This is a genomic window from Rhizobium fabae (assembly GCF_003985135.1).
Classification (GTDB): domain Bacteria; phylum Pseudomonadota; class Alphaproteobacteria; order Rhizobiales; family Rhizobiaceae; genus Rhizobium; species Rhizobium pisi.
Map to the genome: position 1 here is coordinate 1 of NZ_ML133665.1, position 18,795 is coordinate 18,795.

Below are 18,795 nucleotides of genomic sequence, written 5' to 3' on the forward strand. Positions count from 1 at the left end.
CCGTCAGCGGCCTCAATGTCATCAGCACATGGGCATGCGGGTTGCCCTCCTTGTCGTGGTAAACCCAATCGACGACCATTCCCTTCGCGGTGAGATTGTCCCGCACGAATTCGCGCACCAGCGCGATGTTCTCGGCCCGCGTCAGTTCCTCCGGCAGTGCAATGATCAGCTCGCGCGCCAGCTGCGCGATTGCCAGTTTCTCGAACGCTTCAACAGCATTCCACAGCGCTTCGCTGGCACCAGCGACGGAACGCCCCTCGACCGCCGATCGCAGCCAGGCCGGCGTCTGGTCGGGCAGAGCCAGTTCCTCATGCACCAGCTCGGAAGCTCCACCCCTGTAACTGAACGACGTGCCCGCCTGTTCGTCCATCATCCTAGTGCGATGACGATAGGCGGCGGCCGAGACGATGTTGCGTCCGGCTCCCCTGCTGATCACCTGTGCTCTGACGAACATGATTGCCATGATTGCCCTCGCATATTCGGAGCGGTTGCAGCAACGAGCGAGATCGCTCTTTCACAATAGTCAGACCGAACGACCGACGCGCTCCGCGCTTGTCTCCGGTCGTTTTTGCGCGGGTTCATATCAAGTGCCACAAATAAGGGATTTAACTGATTTATTCAAGACAGTATAATGCGAGGCTGATTTCACGCTTTGTTCGCCTAGTGCACAGCGTCTAACTATGCCGCGTTCAGACGATCCTTGTCCCTAAGCACTTGAAGCTTTTGATCAATCTCCAGCGTTTGGTAGCAACCGGATGAGAAGCAAGGGCAAAGCAGGAGTTGAGGGATACTAAAATTGCCAGTAGACGATCTTGGATCTTTCGCCTATCGATTGCTCATGAAATCGTCGCTTGAACATATGCCGCTTCGCAAGCAGCGAGAACTCGGACGGGTTCTTGAAATCCTCCACGAGGAATTCGAGGACGCGTTGAAGGAAGGTACCGCCGATTTCAAAAAGCGCGGCCGGATCCTGAAGATCATCCTGTTCGGCTCCTACGCCAAGGGTGGGTGGGTCGATGAACCCTTCACGATGAAGGGATATCGCTCCGATTTCGATCTCTTGATCATCGTCAACAACCGCAAGCTCTGCGAGTTCGCCGAATACTGGTACAAGGCCGCCGACCGGCTGATCCACGAAGCCTCGATCGAAACGCCGGTAAGCTTCATCGTCCATTCCAGGCGCGAGGTGAACACCTACCTCAGGGAAGGACAGTATTTCTTTTCCGACATCCGCAAGGAAGGCATTGTTCTCTACGAACTGGACGATGAGCCGTTGGCGGAGCCGGAACCACTCTCCCCCACGGATCGACTACCGGTGGCAAGAGAGCATTTTGCGCGTCGGTTTGCAGAGGCTAGCGCCTTTCTCGCAACAGCTGAGTTCCAACGCAAAAATTCGGAAAGCGTCGGCGACGCTTGGGGAAACTTGTCCGCCTTCAGCCTGCATCAATCAATCGAGCAGGCCTATTCATGTGTCCTACTTACACTCACCAATTACGGCCCGCCATCGCACAACATCAAGTTCCTACGCTCGCTTGCCGAGGAGCAAGACCGACGACTGATCGAGGCCTTTCCTCGCGATCAGCACAGAGAACGTGCCTGGTTCAACACGCTAAACGAGGCGTACGTGAAGGCGCGCTATTCCAAGCACTTCGAGATCAGCGAGGAAGCGCTTGGCTGGCTCGCAGAACAAACTGCGTTACTGCTCGAACTGGTCAAGGCGGTTTGCAAAGGGCACCTAGAGATCCTTAAAGGAATAGCTGGCAGCGATATAATTAAGCGAGAATCGCTGTCAGGCGGTTGACCAGCTGCGTGAATGGAAGTTGTCGCGGCACGACCCGCCGCAAAATCTTCAATTTTTGCAAAGATGACGGCCGGGAGGCGCTGACGGATTGGTCTCGGTGGCCGATGCGTTGCGCCACCTAACTACCTAGCCGGGCGATGCGATATTCAAGCAGGTGCCAGAAGATCAGAGATCTGCCGGTCAGGCACCTGGCCGGCGATGTGCGCGTTTCCGTCGACAGAAGACTTTGCGAACGTCGACGACCCTTTCGTCTGTACCTATGCCTTCGGTATGGACAAGGGGGAGATGGTACGGTTGGGGGGTCTCGAACCTCCGACCTCAGGTGCCACAAACCTGCGCTCTAACCAACTGAGCTACAACCGCATAAATCACGCTTGGCGCGACGGGGGTCACATACGAGGACTTGGCGAGGAATTCAAGCCCCATTCCTCGCGAATATACAAAAAGGCTGGACACGAGGTCCAGCCCTTTGTCGCTGACTGGTAAAGACCGATCAGGCCTTCTTGAAGGAGGCCATGGCCTTTTCGGCGGCATCCTTGGAGGGCTTGGCAAGCTTTTCGGCCACCTGCTTGGTGGTTTCCTGGATCGACTTCGCCTGCTCGACGGCAAGTTCAGCCTGCTTGCGCAGGAAGGAGGTCTGCAGTTCGAAGAATTCGGCCGCGGACTTGACGCCGAGGAGCGCTTCCATGTGCGAGAGCGAGCTCTCAGCGTTGACGCGCAGAACGTCGATCGCCTTCAGGCCGAGTTCGACGCTGCCGGCCTGTGCCGTCTGGACGGTGGCTTCGAGCGTCTTGCCGGCTTCCTCGCCAGCCGTCTTCAGCTTGGCATAGGCGTCCTTCGACTGCTGGGCGCCTTTTTCGGCGAAGTCACGGAAGGATTCCGCGAGCTTGGACGGGTCGAAAGAAGCAATTGAAAAAACGTCATCGGTCTTTATGGTAGCCACGGTCGCATTCCTTTAGGTTGAGGCAGTCGCTGCCTATGATCATCGAATGACGTCTATATAGGATATTTTATTGTGCATTGCAACATTGTTGTGCAGCGCACAAGTCGTTAACCTTTCCGGCCGAAAGCACCCCGCTCTTCTGGACCGGGTTGCGCCCTGCAGTTATTAATAAGCCGTTAATGTAAAGAGGCCGACAGCGACAAGGTTAGATCATGCCCGCAGTCCAATATCCGTTCATCGATATCGCCGTGCATGCGCGGGTGCGAGAACGCTTTTCACGCGGCGAGGCGATGGTGCTGGTTTCGGCCGATCTTGCTCGCCTGCTCTGGGCGAACGGCGCTGGCGCGGAGCTTTTCGGCCATTCGGCGGTCTATGATCTACTCGACCAGGGCGTCGACCGTGCCGACATCACCTTCCGCCAGTTGGAAACGGCCGCGCGCCAGCTCACCGATATCGGCGACAGCCGCACCCTGATGATCCGCGTCGCCAAGGGCTTTCAGCGCGTGCAGGTGCAGGCGGCGGCCGAGTTGATCCGGCTCTCCCAGGGCGAGAAGGCCATCCTGTTTTCGGTGCCGGTCTCGACCAAACCGCTTACAGCCGGCGCCTCGGCCGCCCAGATGCTGCAGGGGCTGGATGATCCCGATACGCATATGGCTGTCATCGGCGCCAATGGCGAGGTCATCGCGGCCTCGCCGGGCTTTGCCTCGCTCGGCATTTCCGAGCAGACCGCAAAGACGCTGATCAACCTTGCCGGCGCACATCCCGACCGGTTGGTGAAGCGTCCCGTCGCCACCGGCCGGGGCTATCTTCCGGCCGCCGTCGGCAAGCTCAGCGACGAGCCGGCGCTCAATCTGCTCTTTGCGGTCGAAACCGTGCTCGGCCATCTCGACCCGATCGATGCACCCGTGCACGAAACCATCGATCCATCAGTGCCGCAGGCAGCCGAGGCGCTTACGGGGGAAGAAAGCCCGGCGCCCCCCGAGGCGCTCCAGGACGAACCCGTCGCCGCGGCAGGCTTCACCGACATGATCGACGCGGTCTCCGGGATCGAAGAGGTCGAGGAGACACTCGAGGAAATCGCCGGCGAAAGCGAACAGCCGGCCGAGACCGCTGCGGAATCCGCAGACGAAACAGTGGACGGGATGCCGTCTGGCGGGCACCAGGAGCCGGAGAACCACGGCGTCAGCGATAGCAGCACGGATGACGCCTATGAGCCCGCCGCGATCGATGAGGATGCCATTACCTCCGCTTCGAAACCGGTGGGAGCAGCTGAAATTGCGGAACCCCCAGTTGAAGCAACCGAAGCAGAGATTGAAGAAGCACCGGAAGCGGTCATCGAAGAACCCGCCGTGACAGCGCCGGCTGCTCCCGAGGCCGCCCCTGCCCCGCAGCCTGCGGCTGAGCCCGGCTTCGTCTTCAGGCCGAACAGCCGCGCCACGCGCTTCGTCTGGAAGATCGACGCCGAGGGCCGGTTCAATGAGGTCAGCCATGAATTTGCCGAGGCCGTCGGTCCGCACGCATCGGACATCATCGGCTCCGCCTTCAGCGATATCGCCGCCCTCTTCAACCTCGATCCCGATGGCAAGCTTGCCGAAGCGCTCGCCCGCCGCGACACCTGGTCGGGCAAGACGATCCTCTGGCCGGTCGAAGGCACCAGTCTCGTCGTCCCGGTCGATCTCGCAGCACTGCCGACCTATACTCGCAACCGCGACTTTGACGGTTTCCGCGGCTTCGGCGTCGTCCGGCTTTCCGATGTGCAGGAAGATCCGCTGGCGCTCGGCCTGACGCTCGGCCATGATGGCGTCGGCCATGATGCGGCAAGCCTCGGCCCGATAACGGAAACCACACACGAAGCGGAAGCCGCGCCTGAAGAAGCATCAGCCGAAACCGCTGCAGCGATAGAGATCGAAGACCAGGCGCTCGCCGCAGCCCAGCCGGAGATCGAAGAACCGGCATCGGAAGAGATTGCCGCCGAAGAGGCAGCGTTCGAAAGTGCCGCGGAGGAACCGGCAAGCGATGTTGACGCGGAGGATACACCTGCCGCCGAGCCGGTCGTCAATTCTCCGGAAGAGCTGCCTGCTCTTCGCATTTCGGAAACGCCCAATCGCCGTTTCACCGACAAGGTCGTTCAGCTTCACAGCACGGGCGCCGGATTGACGGCCGCCGAGCAGGCCAATTTCCGCGAGATCGCCAAGCGTCTCGAAGCCTTCGGCGCCCGCAAGGAAGAGCCTGCAGCGCCTGACGAAAGCACCGCAAAACCGGCCGGTTTCGAAGAAGCCTCCGCATCCGAGGAGCCTCAGTCCGAAACGACCTTTACCGACAAAAGGGAGACGCCGCTCGTTGCGGAGACGGCGCCGCAGGAGGCGATCTTCGAGCGTGCCGTCGAAACTGAGCGCGACGACGAGACCGAGGAGCCGGCGATCGCTGCCGAGGACGACGCGACGGAAGGGCTCGAGGAAACGGTCAGTCAGATCGAGGTTCTCACAAGCTTCATTCCACCGCGCGTCAAGATGACGGACGGTCTTTCGGCCGGAACGGTCGACCAGTTGCCTGTCGCCGTGCTCATCCATATCGGCGATGCATTGATCCATGCCAATCCCGAATTCATGCGGCTGACGGGCTATGCTTCGCTCGACGCGCTGCGCGAGGTGGGTGGCATCGAAGCCCTGCTGCAGCGCCGCGAACTCGAGGAAAAGGCGGCGGGCTCCAGCACGATGATGCTCGTCAAGGCTGATGATACGCTGGCGCCGGTGACCGCGCGGCTGCAATCGGTGCGCTGGGAAGATGCCAACGCCCTGATGCTGGCGCTGATGCCAGTAGAAGGCAAGGAAGACAGCCGCGGCGAAGCAAGCCGTTCCGAGGGCCGGTCTGAACCGCGCCCCGAGCGGATGGTCGAGAAGGTCGCCAAGCTTCAGGTCGAAGTGGAAGAATTGCGCTCGATCCTGGAGACGGCAACCGACGGCGTCGTCGTCATCGGCACCGAAGGCGATATCCGCTCGATGAACCGGTCGGCCAGCGCACTTTTCAACTATGACGAACAGGAGACGCGGGGCAAACCCTTCGTCATGCTGTTTGCCCATGAGAGCCAGAAGGCGGTTATCGACTATCTGAACGGCCTCTCGGGCCATGGCGTTGCGAGCGTGCTGAACGACGGGCGGGAAGTGATCGGACGCGAAGCCAGCGGCGGCTTCGTGCCGCTGTTCATGACAATGGGCCAGCTCACCTCATCCAACGGCTATTGCGCCGTCATCCGCGACATCACCCAGTGGAAACGCACAGAAGACGAGCTGCGCAACGCCAAGGGTGCTGCGGAAACCGCCAACGCCCACAAGACCGATTTCCTCGCTCGCGTCAGCCACGAAATCCGCACGCCGCTCAACGCCATCATCGGCTTTTCGGACATGATGGCGGGCGAACGCTTCGGGCCGATCGGCCATCCCCGCTACATCGAATATGCCAACGACATCGGCCGCTCGGGCCGCCACGTCCTCGATATCGTCAACGACCTGCTCGACATTTCCAAGATCGAGGCAGGCGAGATGGATCTCGATTTTGCCGCCGTGGGGCTCAACGAGGCGATCTCGGAAGCCGTGGCGCTGGTGCAGCCGCAGGCAAACGGCCAGCGCGTCATCATCCGCACGGCGCTGTCGCATTCGGTGCCTGATGTCGTGGCGGATCTGCGCTCGATCAAGCAGATCGCGCTGAACATCCTGTCGAACGCTATCCGCTTCACCCCGTCGGGCGGGCAGATCGTCGTTTCCACCTCCTATGAGGCGAATGGCAGCGTGGCGCTGAGGGTCCGCGACACCGGTGTTGGCATGACGCGCAACGAGCTCGACCAGGCGATGAAGCCATTCCGGCAGGTCTCCTCGACCCAATCGCGCCATCGCGGCGACGGCACCGGGCTCGGCCTGCCGCTGACCAAGGCGATGGTGGATGCCAATCGGGCGACGTTCTCGATCAATTCGGCGCCGAACGAAGGCACGCTCGTCGAGATCACCTTCCCGTCGCAGCGCGTTCTGGCCGGCTGATCGGCATAAGGAGAAAGCGGCACCATAAAAGAAGGCAGCCAGGAGGCTGCCTTAAGAGTTGGTGCTGTTCAACAAGAGCTCAGTCGATCAACGTCATGTTGTAAGCCCGGAGGCTTTAGGCCGCCTCGTTCATGTGCGGCCCCCAAGTTGGCTTCACATTTGACAAACCTTTCTTAACGAAAGGTTTTCATGACAGGAGATTGATAGAGGGTGAAAGCTTGTAGTTTACGAGTCCTATCAATCCTTCAATTCGCTTAGCCCGGCGAAGAGCCGCAGCGCCTCGGGATTGGCGAGCGCTTCCTGGTTTTTCACCGGCCTGTTGTGAACGACCTCGCGCACGGCAAGCTCGACGATCTTGCCGGATTTGGTGCGGGGAATATCGGCAACCGCGATGATCTTGGCCGGAACATGGCGGGGAGAAGCGCCGACACGGATGCGGGTCTTGATCGCCTTGATCAGATCTTCGCTCAAGGTGACGCCAGCCGCCAGGCGGACAAAGAGAATGACGCGGACGTCGTCTTCCCAGTCCTGGCCGATGCACAGCGCCTCGGCCACTTCCTCCATCTGCTCAACCTGATTGTAGATCTCGGCCGTGCCGATGCGCACGCCGCCGGGATTGAGCGTCGCATCCGAACGCCCATGAATGATCAAGCCGCCATGCGCTGTCCATTCGGCGAAATCGCCGTGGCACCAGACGTTGTCGAAACGGTCGAAATAGGCGGCGCGATATTTCGCGCCATCGGGATCGTTCCAGAACATCACCGGCATCGAAGGGAAGGCCTTGGTGCAGACGAGCTCGCCCTTCTCCCCTCGCACCGGCTTGCCGTCATCGTTCCAGACGTCGACCGCGAGACCGAGGCCGGGGCCTTGGATCTCGCCACGCCAGACCGGTTGCAGCGGATTGCCGAGCACGAAGCAGGAGACGATGTCGGTGCCGCCCGATATCGAGGCGAGCTGCACATCTTCCTTGATGCCTTCATAGACGAAAGTGAACCCCTCAGGCGACAGCGGCGAACCGGTGGAGGTCATCAGCCGGAGGCTGGAGAGATCGTGGCTGTTGCGCGGCGCCAGGCCACCCTTGCGCACGGCGTCGATATATTTCGCCGAGGTGCCGAAGATCGCGAATTTTTCGGCTTCGGCATAGTCGAACAGCACGTTGCCGTCAGGCGCGAAGGGCGAGCCGTCGAACAGGCAGAGCGTTGCGCCGCTGGCAAGCCCGCTCACCAGCCAGTTCCACATCATCCAGCCGCAGGTGGTGAAATAGAACAGTTTCTCGCCCGACTGCAGGCCGCAATGCAGCCGTTGCTCCTTGAGGTGCTGCAGCAGCGTGCCGCCGGCGGAATGCACGATGCATTTCGGCACACCCGTCGTGCCAGAAGAAAAGAGAATGTAGAGCGGATGCGAGAAGGCAAGCCGTGTGAACTCGACTTCCCTTGCCTCATAGGGCGCGACGAAGGCCTCGAGCGTCGAAGCATTGGGCGTTTTGCCCGCCACTGCCTCGGCGTCGCCGGCGTAATGGACGACGACCGTCGGCACGCCCAGGCTTTTTGCGACCGTGGCGACCTTGGCCCCGACATCCTGCAGCTTGCCGGAATACCAATAGGCATCGCAGGCGATGAAGAGCCTGGGAGCGATCTGGCCGAAACGATCGAGCACGCCCTGCTCGCCGAAATCCGGGGAGCAGGACGACCATATGGCGCCGATCGAGGCGGCAGCGAGCATGGCCGCGACGGTCTCCGGCATGTTCGGCATCATGGCGGCGATGCGGTCGCCTTCCGAAATGCCGAGCGCCTTGAAAGCCTGCTGCAGCTTCGAGACGAGTGCGCGCAGCCGATCCCACGACCAGCGGTCCTCGGCCTTGTCCTCGCCGCGGAAGACGATGGCGTCCGCCTCGCCCCGGCCCGATAGCAGGTTTTCGGCGAAGTTCAGCGTCGCGTCAGGAAAGAAGCGCGCCTCCAGCATGCGGTCGCCGTTGACAAGCACCTTTGCGCCGCGCTCTCCCTTCACGCCGCAAAAATCCCAGACGGCCGACCAGAAACTCTCCCGCTCGGCGACCGACCATGCGTGCAAATCCTCGAAGCCTGAGAGAGAAAGCCCGAAATCGGCGTTGCAGCGCTCCATGAAGGCATGGATCGGGCTTTTTGCGACGGCGGCCTCCGAGGGCACCCAAAGTGGTCTGTTGTCCTGCATTCAATCCTCCTCCCCAATGCCGTTCTTATATCATGCTGCACTGCATTATAAAGTGCGGAACCGCCCCGATCCGGCGCCTAAAGTGCATCGCGTCAAACCGGATTCCTGCGACGGGCTTTAAGTCTTTTATTTATGCACGTCGTTCTCCCATACCGTTATACACTTTCGGAAGAAACGCATCATCGGCACATCGAGCTTTGAATGTGTTACGGCCTCCTTTGCGCATCTGAAAAGACGCGCGGCGCCTTAGGGCATTTGCATATGCCTGATATTTCCTATATCCGGCGAAACCAGCGCATAGCTGCACAACCGGCTGAATTACCGGCGGAGATCATGGGTACGTCAAGACATCGCAGGTGGCGCAGGAAGATCGGACCCGTTTCGCGCTGGCTGCCGGCTTTTGCCCGTTTTTCGACCGTTCTCCTCCTAATCGCGCTCGGGCTTTTCGTGGCCCTCAGGGTCGCCGCCCCCTATCTCATCTCGACCGGTTTCGTGCGCTCCGGCATCGAGGACGCCCTGTCGAAATGGACGGGCTATCATGCCGAGATCAAGGGCACCCCGGTTCTCGAATTCTGGCCGACGCCGCGCATCACGCTGAACCAGGTCACCATCCGCCAGCCGCGCGAAAGCGGCGACAAGCTGCTTGGCAGCATCGAAAGCCTGTCGGCCGATTTCAGCCTCATCGATGCGCTGAGAGGGCGCACCAGCTTCCACGAGTTCAACCTGCTGCGCCCCAACCTTGCGCTGACGCGCGATGAAAACGGGCTGATCGACTGGAGCTATGCCGGCCTGCTCGCCCGCGCGATCAGCGGCGTGCGCTACGAAAACGGAGCGGAGGTGCTCGATCCCGATCTCGATGCTGAGATCGGCGCGGTGACGGTCGAGGACGGTGCGCTTGTGGTCACCGACATCAGGACCGGCAATATCTATCATTTCGACAGCGTCACGGCCGACATTGCCTGGCCGCGGCTATCGGGTGCAATCTCGGCGGTCGTCATCGCCCGCATCAACGGCGAGGACCTGAAGGTCGACTACGCCTCGCGTCAGCCGCTGCTTGCCTTTGCCGGCAAGAATGCCGAAACGCGGACATCGATCACCTCCAATCTGCTGACGGCGCATTTCCAGGGAATTGCGAGCATCGCCAGCATTTCCGCCCTTTCCGGCAACATCAATGCGACCATTCCCGACGTGCCGTCGCTTCTGACCTGGTCGGGCAAGTCGATCCCCGGCATCGGGACGCTGAAGAGCGCCTCACTGGAATCCGACATCATGTCGTCCGGAAGTGGGCTACGCTTCAACAATCTCAGCCTGTCGCTCAACGATGCGAGCGCCACCGGGGTGATGGATCTTTTCACCCAACCCGGCAAACGACCGAAAATCGGCGGGACGCTCGCCTTCGACGAAATGAACCTCAAGCCGTTCCTCGACGCCTTCGCGCTCAGGCTCGCCGCCGGAGAGGCCAAGGAGATATCCACCGGCATGAGTGAGCCGCTGCAGCTGCTCGATGTCGACGTCAGGCTTTCGGCACGACGCGCGCAGATGGGTCTTTTCGAGCTTTCCGATGTCGGCGCCAGCATGATCGTTGCGGGCGGTGAGGCGAAATTCGACATTGGCGACAGCCAGTTTGAGGGCGGCGAGATGACCGCGCATCTGGAGGCGACAAAGCGTGACTTCGACGGCGGCGGCAAGCTGCAGCTGTCGATCCGCGATGCCGATTTCGCAGCGCTCGCCGAGCGCCTGCACCTCAAGGGACCGCTGCCGCTTGCGACAGGATCGCTCGATCTCGACCTGCAATCGTCGAAGGCGATCTGGACGGCCGGTCTCGGCGACGTCACGGGCAAGCTGCGTTTCTGGACCAGGGAGGGCACGATTCCTGGCATCGATGCGGGAGCGCTGCGGACCCAAGCAGCCGAAAAGCCGTTCTTTCCGCTGAGCGCGGCGGCAAGCGGCGCCTTCAGCTTCGACAGGCTAAACCTTCAGGCCAATTTCGCCAACGGTTCCGCCGAAATCCACGACGCTCATATTACCGGCGCAACGCAGACGTTGACGCTTTCCGGCGTGATCACCTATCAGTCGAACGGGCTGGCGCTTTCCGGATCGCTGGAGGCAACCGATCCGGCCAAGGCGGCGGAGCTGCCGCCCTTGCCATTCTTCGTCGGCGGCTCCTGGCCGAACCCCGTCATCTCACCGGTTCCGCTGCTCAACGCACCGGCGAAACCCTAAAGCGCATCGCGATCTTTCGGATTCGCCTGCCACGCTTTAGGTCTTTGGTTGTCCGCAGGATATCATCCGAAAACCGCTCACGCTTTTCGCCTACATGCCGTGACCTCAAGCGGTCGCAGCCGCGGCCCGCTCGTCCCGCTCGCGCTGCACTTCGCGGCGCTTGGTGACGAGAGATGCGCAGATGACGCCGATCGCCACGATGGCGATCAGAATGGTGCAGACTGCGTTGATCTCAGGCGTCACGCCGAGACGCACTTGGCTATAGATCTTCATCGGCAGCGTGGTTGCGCCCGGTCCTGATGTGAAGCTCGCAATCACGAGGTCGTCGAGCGACAGGGTGAAGGCGAGGATCCAGCCGGAAAATACGGCAGGTGAGATGATCGGCAGCGTCACCTCGAAGAAGGTCCTGACCGGCGGGGCGCCGAGATCCTGAGCTGCCTCCTCGATCGACTGGTCGAAGCTCAGAAGCCGCGACTGCACGACGACGGCCACGAAGCACATGGTCAGCGTCGTATGCGCCAGCGTGATGGTCCAGAAGCCGCGGTCAAGGCCGATGGCCACGAAGAGGAGCAGCAGCGACAGGCCGGTGATGACTTCAGGCATGACGAGCGGCGCATAGACCAGCCCGGAAAAGATGATGCGGCCACGGAAGCGCGTGAAGCGCACCAGGGTGATCGCCGCCATGGTCCCGAGGATTGTCGCGAATGTCGCCGACAGCAGGCCGACGCGGACCGTCACCCAGGCCGCATCGAGCAGGGCCTGATTGGAGAGCAGCGAGACATACCATTTCGTCGAGAAGCCGCCCCAGACGGTGACGAGCTTCGATTCATTGAAAGAGAAGATCACCAGAAGCACGATCGGCAGGTAGAGAAAGGCGAAGCCGAGCACGACGGAGGTGATGTTAAAACGGGTCCATCTCAGCATGGCTTATTTCCCTGCCTCATCGGCTTTCGCCTGCACATTCTGGAAGAAGACGATCGGGATCACGAGAATGAGAAGCAGGATCGTCGCCACCGCCGAAGAAACGGGCCAGTCACGATTGGAATTGAATTCGTTCCAGATCGTCTTGCCGATCATCAGCGTCTGCGAACCGCCAAGCAGGTCGGGGATAACGAATTCGCCGACGGCAGGAATGAAGACCAGCATGCAGCCGGCGATGACGCCCGGAATCGACAGCGGGAAGGTGACGCGCCAGAAAGCCCGGATCGGCGTGCAGCCGAGATCCTGCGCCGCCTCGATCAGCGTGCCATCCATCTTCTCCAGTGCCGAATAGAGGGGCAGTACCATGAAGGGCAGATAGGAATAGACGATGCCGATATAGACGGCGGTATTGGTGTTGAGGATGATCAGCGGGCTATCGATAAGATGCAGCGACAGGAGAAGCTGGTTCAGCAACCCTTCTGGCTTCAGGATGGCAATCCACGCATAGACGCGAATCAAGAAGCTCGTCCAGAAGGGCAGGATCACCAGCATCAGCAAGGTCGGGCGGACGCTGCGAGGCGCCTGCGCCATGCCATAGGCGATCGGATAGGCGATCAGAAGCGTCAGGAAAGTGGAGAGCCCGGCGATCACCACACTCGAGATATAGGCGTTGAAATAGAGCGGATCGTCGGTCAGGTAGCCGTAATTGTCGAGGGAGAAGCTCGAGACCTTATCCCAGAAACCGCCCCAGCCATCGGCGAGAGCGAAGACCGGCTCATAAGGCGGCATGGCGATCGCCGTCGCCGATAGCGAGATGCGGAAGACGATGAAGAACGGCGCCAGGAAAAAGAGCAGCAGCCAAGCATAAGGAATGATGATGACGAGGCGATTGTAGAAGCGTGAAGCCAAGGTTCCCATGGTTTCAATCCCTCAGCAGCACGCCGCTGTCCTCGTCGAAAGAGACCCAGACTTCCTGATCGTAGGTGAAGGGGTCATCGACGGTGCGCTGTGCGTTGAGGGAAGACGCCTTGACGACATTGCCGTTCGGCAGTCTGACGTGGAAAACTGTCATGTCGCCGAGATAGCCGATGTCCCAGAGCTCGCCCTTGGTGGCATTGATCGAGGCATTCGCGGGTGCCGCGCGGGTGACGCGGAGCTTTTCCGGGCGGATCGCGAAACCGAGCGCGCTACCAACGGCCGGCGCGCCTGATGAGGCCGTGCGGACCGTGAAGCCGCTGTCGACGGCGATTTCGACCGCGCCATTTGAGGCCGTTGTCACCTTGCCGTCGAAAATGTTCACGTCGCCGATGAAATCCGCGACGAAGCGGCAATTCGGCGCCTCGTAGATCTCGGCCGGTGTTGCCACCTGCACCACCTTGCCGTGGCTCATGACGGCGATGCGGTCGGCCATGGTCATCGCTTCTTCCTGGTCGTGGGTGACGACGACGAAGGTCAAACCGAGGCTCTGCTGCAGGTCCATCAGTTCGAACTGGGTTTCCTCGCGCAGCTTCTTGTCGAGCGCGCCGAGCGGCTCGTCGAGCAGCAGCACCTTGGGGCGCTTGGCGAGGGAACGGGCAAGCGCCACGCGCTGGCGCTGACCGCCGGAAAGCTGGTTGGGCTTGCGGGAAGCGAACTGTTCGAGCTTCACGAGCTTCAGCATCTGCGAGACACGCTCGACCATTTCGTCCTTCGGCATGCCATCCTGCTTGAGGCCGAAGGCAATGTTCTTCTCGACCGTCATGTGCGGGAAAAGAGCGTAGGACTGGAACATCATGTTAACAGGCCGCTTGTAGGGCGGTGTGCCCGAGAGATCGGTGCCGTCGAGAATAATTTCGCCCGATGTCGGCTGTTCGAAACCAGCCAGCATGCGCAAGAGCGTGGACTTGCCGCAGCCGGACGCGCCGAGCAGCGCGAAGAATTCGCGGTGATAGATATTCAGCGACAGATCGTTGACGGCGGTAAAATGGCCGAAGCGCTTGGTGACATTCTTGAAGGCAATGAATGGTTTTGCTGACGGATCGGACCAAGGTGCGAATGCGCGGCGGATATTGCCAAGAGATTTCATATTATTCCCCGAAAATATAAGGTTTCAGCCAGCCTCCACCCGGGCCGGAAATGGAAAGGCCCGGACGTTTCCGTCCGGGCCGAAATCTCGATTACTGGCCGGTGACGACCTTGGTCCAGATTCGTGTCACCAGACGCTGCGTCTTCGGATCGAGCGGCGGCACCGTGAAGAGCTTGGCCATGATCTCCGGCGTCGGATAGATCGCCGTGTCGTCGATCACGTCCTTGTTGAGAAACTGCTGCGAGGCCTTGTTGCCGTTTGCGTAGAAGACGAAGTTGGATGCTTTGGCGACGACCTCCGGCTTCATCATGTAGTTGATGAATTCATGCGCCTCCGCGACATGCGGCGCATCCTTCGGAATGCCGAAGACATCGAAGAAGATCTGCGCGCCCTGGCTCGGAACCGAATAGTCGACATTGACGCCGGCCTTTGCCTCTGTTGCGCGATCCCGCGCCTGGAAGACGTCGCCCGAAAAGCCGAGTGCGATGCAAATATCGCCGTTGGCAAGCGCGCTGATATATTCAGAGGAATGGAACTTGCGAACGAAGGGACGAACGGCAAGCAGGACCTCTTGCGCCTTGTTCAGGTCGTCCGGCTTCTTGCTGTTCGGATCGAGGCCGAGATAGGCAAGAACGGACGGAATGACGTCCGTCGGTGAATCCAGCATATAGATGCCGCAATCCTTGAGCTTGGCAGCCTTGGCCGGATCGAAAAGCGCATCCCAATTCGGCTTTTCATCCGTGCCGAGTGCAGCCTTCACCTTGTCGACGTTATAGCCGATCCCTGTTGTGCCCCACATGTAGTCGACGGAGTATTCGTTGCCCGGATCGAAGGTGGCGACGCCCTTCATCACGATGTCCCACATGTTCGACAGGTTCGGCAGCTTGGACTTGTCGAGCTTCTGATAAACGCCGGCTGCGATCTGGCGCTGCATGAAGGACACGGTGGGAACGACGACGTCATAACCTGTGCCGCCGGCAAGCAGCTTGGTTTCCAAAGTCTCGTTGGAATCGAAGGTGTCGTAGACGACCTTGATGCCGGTTTCCTTGGTGAAGTCCTCGAGAATGGAACTGTCGATATAATCCGACCAGTTGTAGACGTTGACCACTCGCTCCTGCGCAAAAGCCGGCGCGGCAGCAAGGAGTGCGGTAACGGCGGCCGCCGTCACACCTAGGATGGTTGACCTCATGACTTCTCCTGTTTGTTCAAAGATTCCGCACCCCCGGACATCTTTTCCCTCTGGTTTTTCACGCAGACTAAGAAGGATTTTAACAGCCCACAAGCGCAAAATCCTGCGCCCTCAATGATTTCACAATCACTGGAAGTCGAAGGCGCTGAGCCCCGCCACCATCTCGTCGAGCGCCAGCGGTCTCGTCACCGGCGGCTCGGCACGGGAAAGACAGCCACGCCGCTCGCAGAGGCGACAGGCCGGACCGACCGCAACCGGATCGAGCGCCGTCGCCTGCCCATAGACAAGGCCTTCGCCAACAGCGGCGTCACAACCGATTAGAATCGCGGTGCGCCTTATCCGTTCGCCGAATTCGACGCTCGGCCCCTCCAGGGTGCGGGCGATCGTCAGGAAGGATGCGCCGTCCGGCATGACGACCGTTTCGGCGAGGATCTGGCCCGGCTGCAGGAAGGCGGCGTGGATGTTGAGCTTCGGGCAGCCGCCGCCGAAACGGGCCTGCGGGAAGCCCTGCGCGCCCACCCTGCGCAGCCGGTGGCCGGCAGTATCGATCTCGATCAGGAAGAAGGGGATGGCCGCCGCCCCGGGGCGCTGCAGCATGGCAAGACGCGCGGCCGCGTGGCCGAAGGAGACGCCGAAGCGCGCACGAAGAATATCGATGTCGTAGCGCGTCGATTTTGCCGCCGACAGGAAGGCCTCGTAGGGCATTGCAAGCGCCAGCGCGGCGACACGGGCAAGCTCGAAACGGGCGATGCGGCGCGCCTCGGCGGAAGATAGCGAGAGATCGTCGAGTTCGGCATCGATGGCCGGCAGCAGCGCGAGCGTTGCGGCCTCGATGGCGATCTCATGCGCCCGGTCGGCCTGCGACAGGCGTTCCGAGATGAAAAGCCGCATCGAATGACGATCGAAACGGCGGCGCAGATCCGGCATGACATGCACGGGAAGCACACGCACGGCGATGCCGCGCTCGGCGCGCAGCCAGTCCTTGAGCCCGGCGACAAGATCGAGACCGCCGGAAAGCGTCGCGGCGAAGGCTTCCGCCGCCGTCTCGATCCGTGCGAAATAGGCGGATCTGCGCTCCAGCGTCTCGCGCACCTCGTCCAGCGGCAAACGGCCGGCGGCGACTGGCGCATGCCCTTCGGCAGCCATCAGCGCCGTCAGATCGGAAAGCCTTGCCGCCTGCTCACTATAGGCGCGGTAGAGCTTGATCATGCCGCTTGCGGCATTGGGGGCGGCCTCCGCGACCTCCACCAGTTCCTGATCGCCGGGCAACTCGCCCGAAAGCAGCGGATCGGCAAAGACTTCCTTGAGCTGGCCGAGACTGCCGCCGGTCTGGCCCCGCAGCTCCTCGAGATCGACCCTGTAGACGGCCGCAAGCTTGAGCAGGAGCTGCACCGTCAAAGGCCGCTGGTTGCGCTCAATGAGGTTGAGATAGGAGGGAGAGATTTCCAGCGCCTCGGCCATGGCGGTCTGCGTCAGCGACAGCGCATTGCGGATGCGCCTCACTTTCGGGCCTGCGAATATCTTCCGTTCCGCCATGTCACACCCTTTGACAAGCAAGGCGGGCTATATTTACAATAATTTACAATTTCACAGCGCCGCTCTGTCAATCCTCCTCATCTTAACTCCTTTCTGGCCCCGAAATCAAAGGTTTTTCTGGTCATTCCGCGCGATATTGTCAATCTTGTCATGGAGCATTTTGAAACAGACTTCCAGTGAGGAGAGCAGCATGACCGATTTTTACAAACTAGTCCCAAACGCACCCACGGACCGTTTCGACGGCATCGAGAGGCCCTACTCGGCCGATGATGTGGCCCGGCTCAGGGGCTCGGTCGCGCTACGCCATACGCTTGCCGAAATGGGAGCAGATCGGTTGTGGCGGCTTCTGCACCAGGAGGATTTCGTCAATGCGCTCGGTGCGCTTTCCGGCAACCAGGCCATGCAGATGGTGCGCGCCGGGCTGAAGGCGATCTACCTCTCCGGCTGGCAGGTGGCGGCCGACGCCAACACGGCATCGGCGATGTATCCCGATCAGTCTCTCTATCCGGCCAATGCCGGGCCGGAGCTTGCCAAGCGTATCAATCGCACGCTGCAGCGCGCCGATCAGATCGAGACGTCGGAAGGCCAGGGACTTTCCGTCGACACCTGGTTCGCGCCGATCGTCGCCGATGCGGAGGCCGGCTTCGGCGGGCCGCTCAATGCCTTCGAGATCATGAAGGCCTATATCGAGGCGGGTGCTGCCGGCGTCCACTTCGAGGACCAGCTTGCCTCGGAGAAGAAATGCGGCCATCTCGGCGGCAAGGTGCTGATCCCGACGGCCGCCCATATCCGCAATCTCGACGCCGCCCGGCTGGCCGCCGACGTCATGGGCGTTGCGACGCTCGTCATCGCCCGCACCGATGCGGAGGCGGCAAAGCTCCTGACATCCGATATCGACGAGCGCGACCAACCCTTCGTCGATTATGATGCTGGGCGCACCGTCGAAGGCTTCTACCAGGTCAGAAACGGCATCGAGCCGTGTATCGCTAGGGCCGTGGCCTATGCGCCGCATTGCGATCTCATTTGGTGCGAGACCTCGAAGCCGGATCTGGAACAGGCGCGGCGCTTTGCCGAAGGCGTGCACAAGATCCATCCCGGCAAGCTGCTCGCCTATAATTGCTCGCCTTCCTTCAACTGGAAGAAGAACCTCGACGAGGCGACGATTGCAAAGTTCCAGCGCGAGCTCGGCGCGATGGGCTACAAGTTCCAGTTCATTACGCTCGCCGGCTTCCATCAGCTGAACTACGGCATGTACGAACTGGCGCGCGGCTACCGGCAGCGGCAGATGTCGGCCTATTCCGAGCTGCAGCAGGCGGAATTCGCCGCCGAGGCCAACGGCTATACCGCCACCAAGCATCAGCGCGAGGTCGGCACCGGCTATTTCGACGCAGTGTCGCTCGCCATCACCGGCGGTCGGTCTTCGACCACGGCGATGCACGATTCCACCGAACATGCGCAGTTCAAGCCGGCTGCGGAATAACCCGAAGAGGAGGAGAAGACCATGGCATCCATTTCACGCGTCAGAGAACGGGCCGAGGAGCAGACATCAAGCATGAGCGAGGATCAGCAGACGACGATCCGCATGCTTGCCAACGACCTGCATCGGCTGAACCAATCGGTAATGAAAGCCGTCGAGGCCGGCGTCTCGGTCGAGCTGGTCCGTTCGGCCCGCCATCATGGTGGCGACGGCAACTGGGGCGATCTGCTCATTCCAGTCGTCGTCACCAACCGGCATTGACGAAAGGCGGTCGACGATTTCGGCCCTGTTCCCAATCAGGGCACCCGCGCATCCCAGAAGATGCGCGGGCGCCCTATCCGCGCGCGACGCACGGCCGTCACATTTGCCGCAATTGTCAGTGCCGCGAAGCCGAGCCATAATGGGTCATCTTCGAACGG

Annotated in this window: 13 protein-coding genes and 1 tRNA gene; 5 read left to right on the forward strand and 9 right to left on the reverse strand. The window is 60.9% G+C overall.

What is annotated here, in order from left to right:
* Positions 1–463: MobA/MobL family protein (locus EFB14_RS30500; protein WP_164737616.1), on the reverse strand; the 463-nt coding region annotated here is incomplete at its 3' end.
* Between the two features lie 324 nt (positions 464–787).
* Here EFB14_RS30500 and EFB14_RS30505 point away from each other — a divergent pair.
* Positions 788–1,801 (forward strand): nucleotidyltransferase and HEPN domain-containing protein, encoded by a 1,014-nt coding sequence (locus tag EFB14_RS30505; protein WP_245438345.1) that lies wholly within the window; start codon positions 788–790, stop codon positions 1,799–1,801.
* A 286-nt stretch (positions 1,802–2,087) separates the two neighbouring features.
* Here EFB14_RS30505 and EFB14_RS30510 read toward each other — a convergent pair.
* Positions 2,088–2,164: transfer RNA gene (locus EFB14_RS30510), tRNA-His, on the reverse strand.
* A 130-nt stretch (positions 2,165–2,294) separates the two neighbouring features.
* Positions 2,295–2,744, reverse strand: coding sequence for a phasin (locus EFB14_RS30515; RefSeq protein ID WP_125842673.1), 450 nt, complete (start codon positions 2,742–2,744; stop codon positions 2,295–2,297).
* Positions 2,745–2,956: 212 nt separating this feature from the next.
* Here EFB14_RS30515 and EFB14_RS30520 point away from each other — a divergent pair, with 212 nt between their 5' ends.
* Entirely contained in the window at positions 2,957–6,775 is a 3,819-nt protein-coding gene (locus EFB14_RS30520; protein ID WP_126830417.1) for an ATP-binding protein, read from the forward strand.
* 237 nt (positions 6,776–7,012) lie between these two features.
* On the opposite strand, the gene EFB14_RS30525 is transcribed toward EFB14_RS30520, so the two are convergent.
* Positions 7,013–8,965: an acetoacetate--CoA ligase gene (locus EFB14_RS30525; protein WP_126830419.1), complete on the reverse strand. Its 1,953-nt coding sequence runs from the start codon at positions 8,963–8,965 to the stop codon at positions 7,013–7,015.
* A gap of 333 nt (positions 8,966–9,298) precedes the next feature.
* Here EFB14_RS30525 and EFB14_RS30530 point away from each other — a divergent pair, with 333 nt between their 5' ends.
* Complete coding sequence (locus EFB14_RS30530; protein WP_126830421.1) at positions 9,299–11,188, forward strand: AsmA family protein; 1,890 nt, start codon at positions 9,299–9,301, stop codon at positions 11,186–11,188.
* Positions 11,189–11,293: 105 nt separating this feature from the next.
* Here the strand turns inward: EFB14_RS30530 and EFB14_RS30535 are convergent, their stop codons facing one another.
* From EFB14_RS30535 to EFB14_RS30555, 5 genes are all read right to left on the reverse strand, one after another.
* Complete coding sequence (locus EFB14_RS30535; RefSeq protein ID WP_125842665.1) at positions 11,294–12,112, reverse strand: ABC transporter permease; 819 nt, start codon at positions 12,110–12,112, stop codon at positions 11,294–11,296.
* A gap of 3 nt (positions 12,113–12,115) precedes the next feature.
* Complete coding sequence (locus EFB14_RS30540; protein ID WP_125842663.1) at positions 12,116–13,027, reverse strand: ABC transporter permease subunit; 912 nt, start codon at positions 13,025–13,027, stop codon at positions 12,116–12,118.
* Positions 13,028–13,031: 4 nt separating this feature from the next.
* Positions 13,032–14,174, reverse strand: coding sequence for an ABC transporter ATP-binding protein (locus EFB14_RS30545; RefSeq protein WP_125842661.1), 1,143 nt, complete (start codon positions 14,172–14,174; stop codon positions 13,032–13,034).
* Between the two features lie 91 nt (positions 14,175–14,265).
* Positions 14,266–15,363 (reverse strand): polyamine ABC transporter substrate-binding protein, encoded by a 1,098-nt coding sequence (locus EFB14_RS30550; RefSeq protein WP_125842659.1) that lies wholly within the window; start codon positions 15,361–15,363, stop codon positions 14,266–14,268.
* 126 nt (positions 15,364–15,489) lie between these two features.
* Positions 15,490–16,899: a helix-turn-helix domain-containing protein gene (locus EFB14_RS30555; protein ID WP_126830423.1), complete on the reverse strand. Its 1,410-nt coding sequence runs from the start codon at positions 16,897–16,899 to the stop codon at positions 15,490–15,492.
* A gap of 190 nt (positions 16,900–17,089) precedes the next feature.
* On the opposite strand from EFB14_RS30555, the gene aceA reads away from it, so the two are divergent.
* Both aceA and EFB14_RS30565 read left to right on the forward strand, forming a co-directional pair.
* A complete protein-coding gene (aceA, locus tag EFB14_RS30560) occupies positions 17,090–18,379 on the forward strand; it encodes an isocitrate lyase (protein WP_125842655.1) in 1,290 nt (429 codons plus the stop codon).
* A gap of 21 nt (positions 18,380–18,400) precedes the next feature.
* Positions 18,401–18,637, forward strand: a complete 237-nt coding sequence (locus EFB14_RS30565) for an SMc00767 family acetate metabolism repressor (protein WP_039617955.1) — start codon at positions 18,401–18,403, stop codon at positions 18,635–18,637.
* The last annotated feature ends 158 nt before the right edge of the window (positions 18,638–18,795 follow it).

Coding starts and splice junctions, on each gene's coding strand:
- EFB14_RS30540 (WP_125842663.1), bottom strand. CDS start 13,027: ATGGGAACCTTGGCTTCACGCTTCTACAATCGCCTCGTCATCATCATT.
- EFB14_RS30550 (WP_125842659.1), bottom strand. CDS start 15,363: ATGAGGTCAACCATCCTAGGTGTGACGGCGGCCGCCGTTACCGCACTC.
- EFB14_RS30545 (WP_125842661.1), bottom strand. CDS start 14,174: ATGAAATCTCTTGGCAATATCCGCCGCGCATTCGCACCTTGGTCCGAT.
- EFB14_RS30525 (WP_126830419.1), bottom strand. CDS start 8,965: ATGCAGGACAACAGACCACTTTGGGTGCCCTCGGAGGCCGCCGTCGCA.
- EFB14_RS30555 (WP_126830423.1), bottom strand. CDS start 16,899: ATGGCGGAACGGAAGATATTCGCAGGCCCGAAAGTGAGGCGCATCCGC.
- EFB14_RS30535 (WP_125842665.1), bottom strand. CDS start 12,112: ATGCTGAGATGGACCCGTTTTAACATCACCTCCGTCGTGCTCGGCTTC.
- EFB14_RS30530 (WP_126830421.1), top strand. CDS start 9,299: ATGGGTACGTCAAGACATCGCAGGTGGCGCAGGAAGATCGGACCCGTT.
- EFB14_RS30520 (WP_126830417.1), top strand. CDS start 2,957: ATGCCCGCAGTCCAATATCCGTTCATCGATATCGCCGTGCATGCGCGG.
- aceA (WP_125842655.1), top strand. CDS start 17,090: ATGACCGATTTTTACAAACTAGTCCCAAACGCACCCACGGACCGTTTC.
- EFB14_RS30565 (WP_039617955.1), top strand. CDS start 18,401: ATGGCATCCATTTCACGCGTCAGAGAACGGGCCGAGGAGCAGACATCA.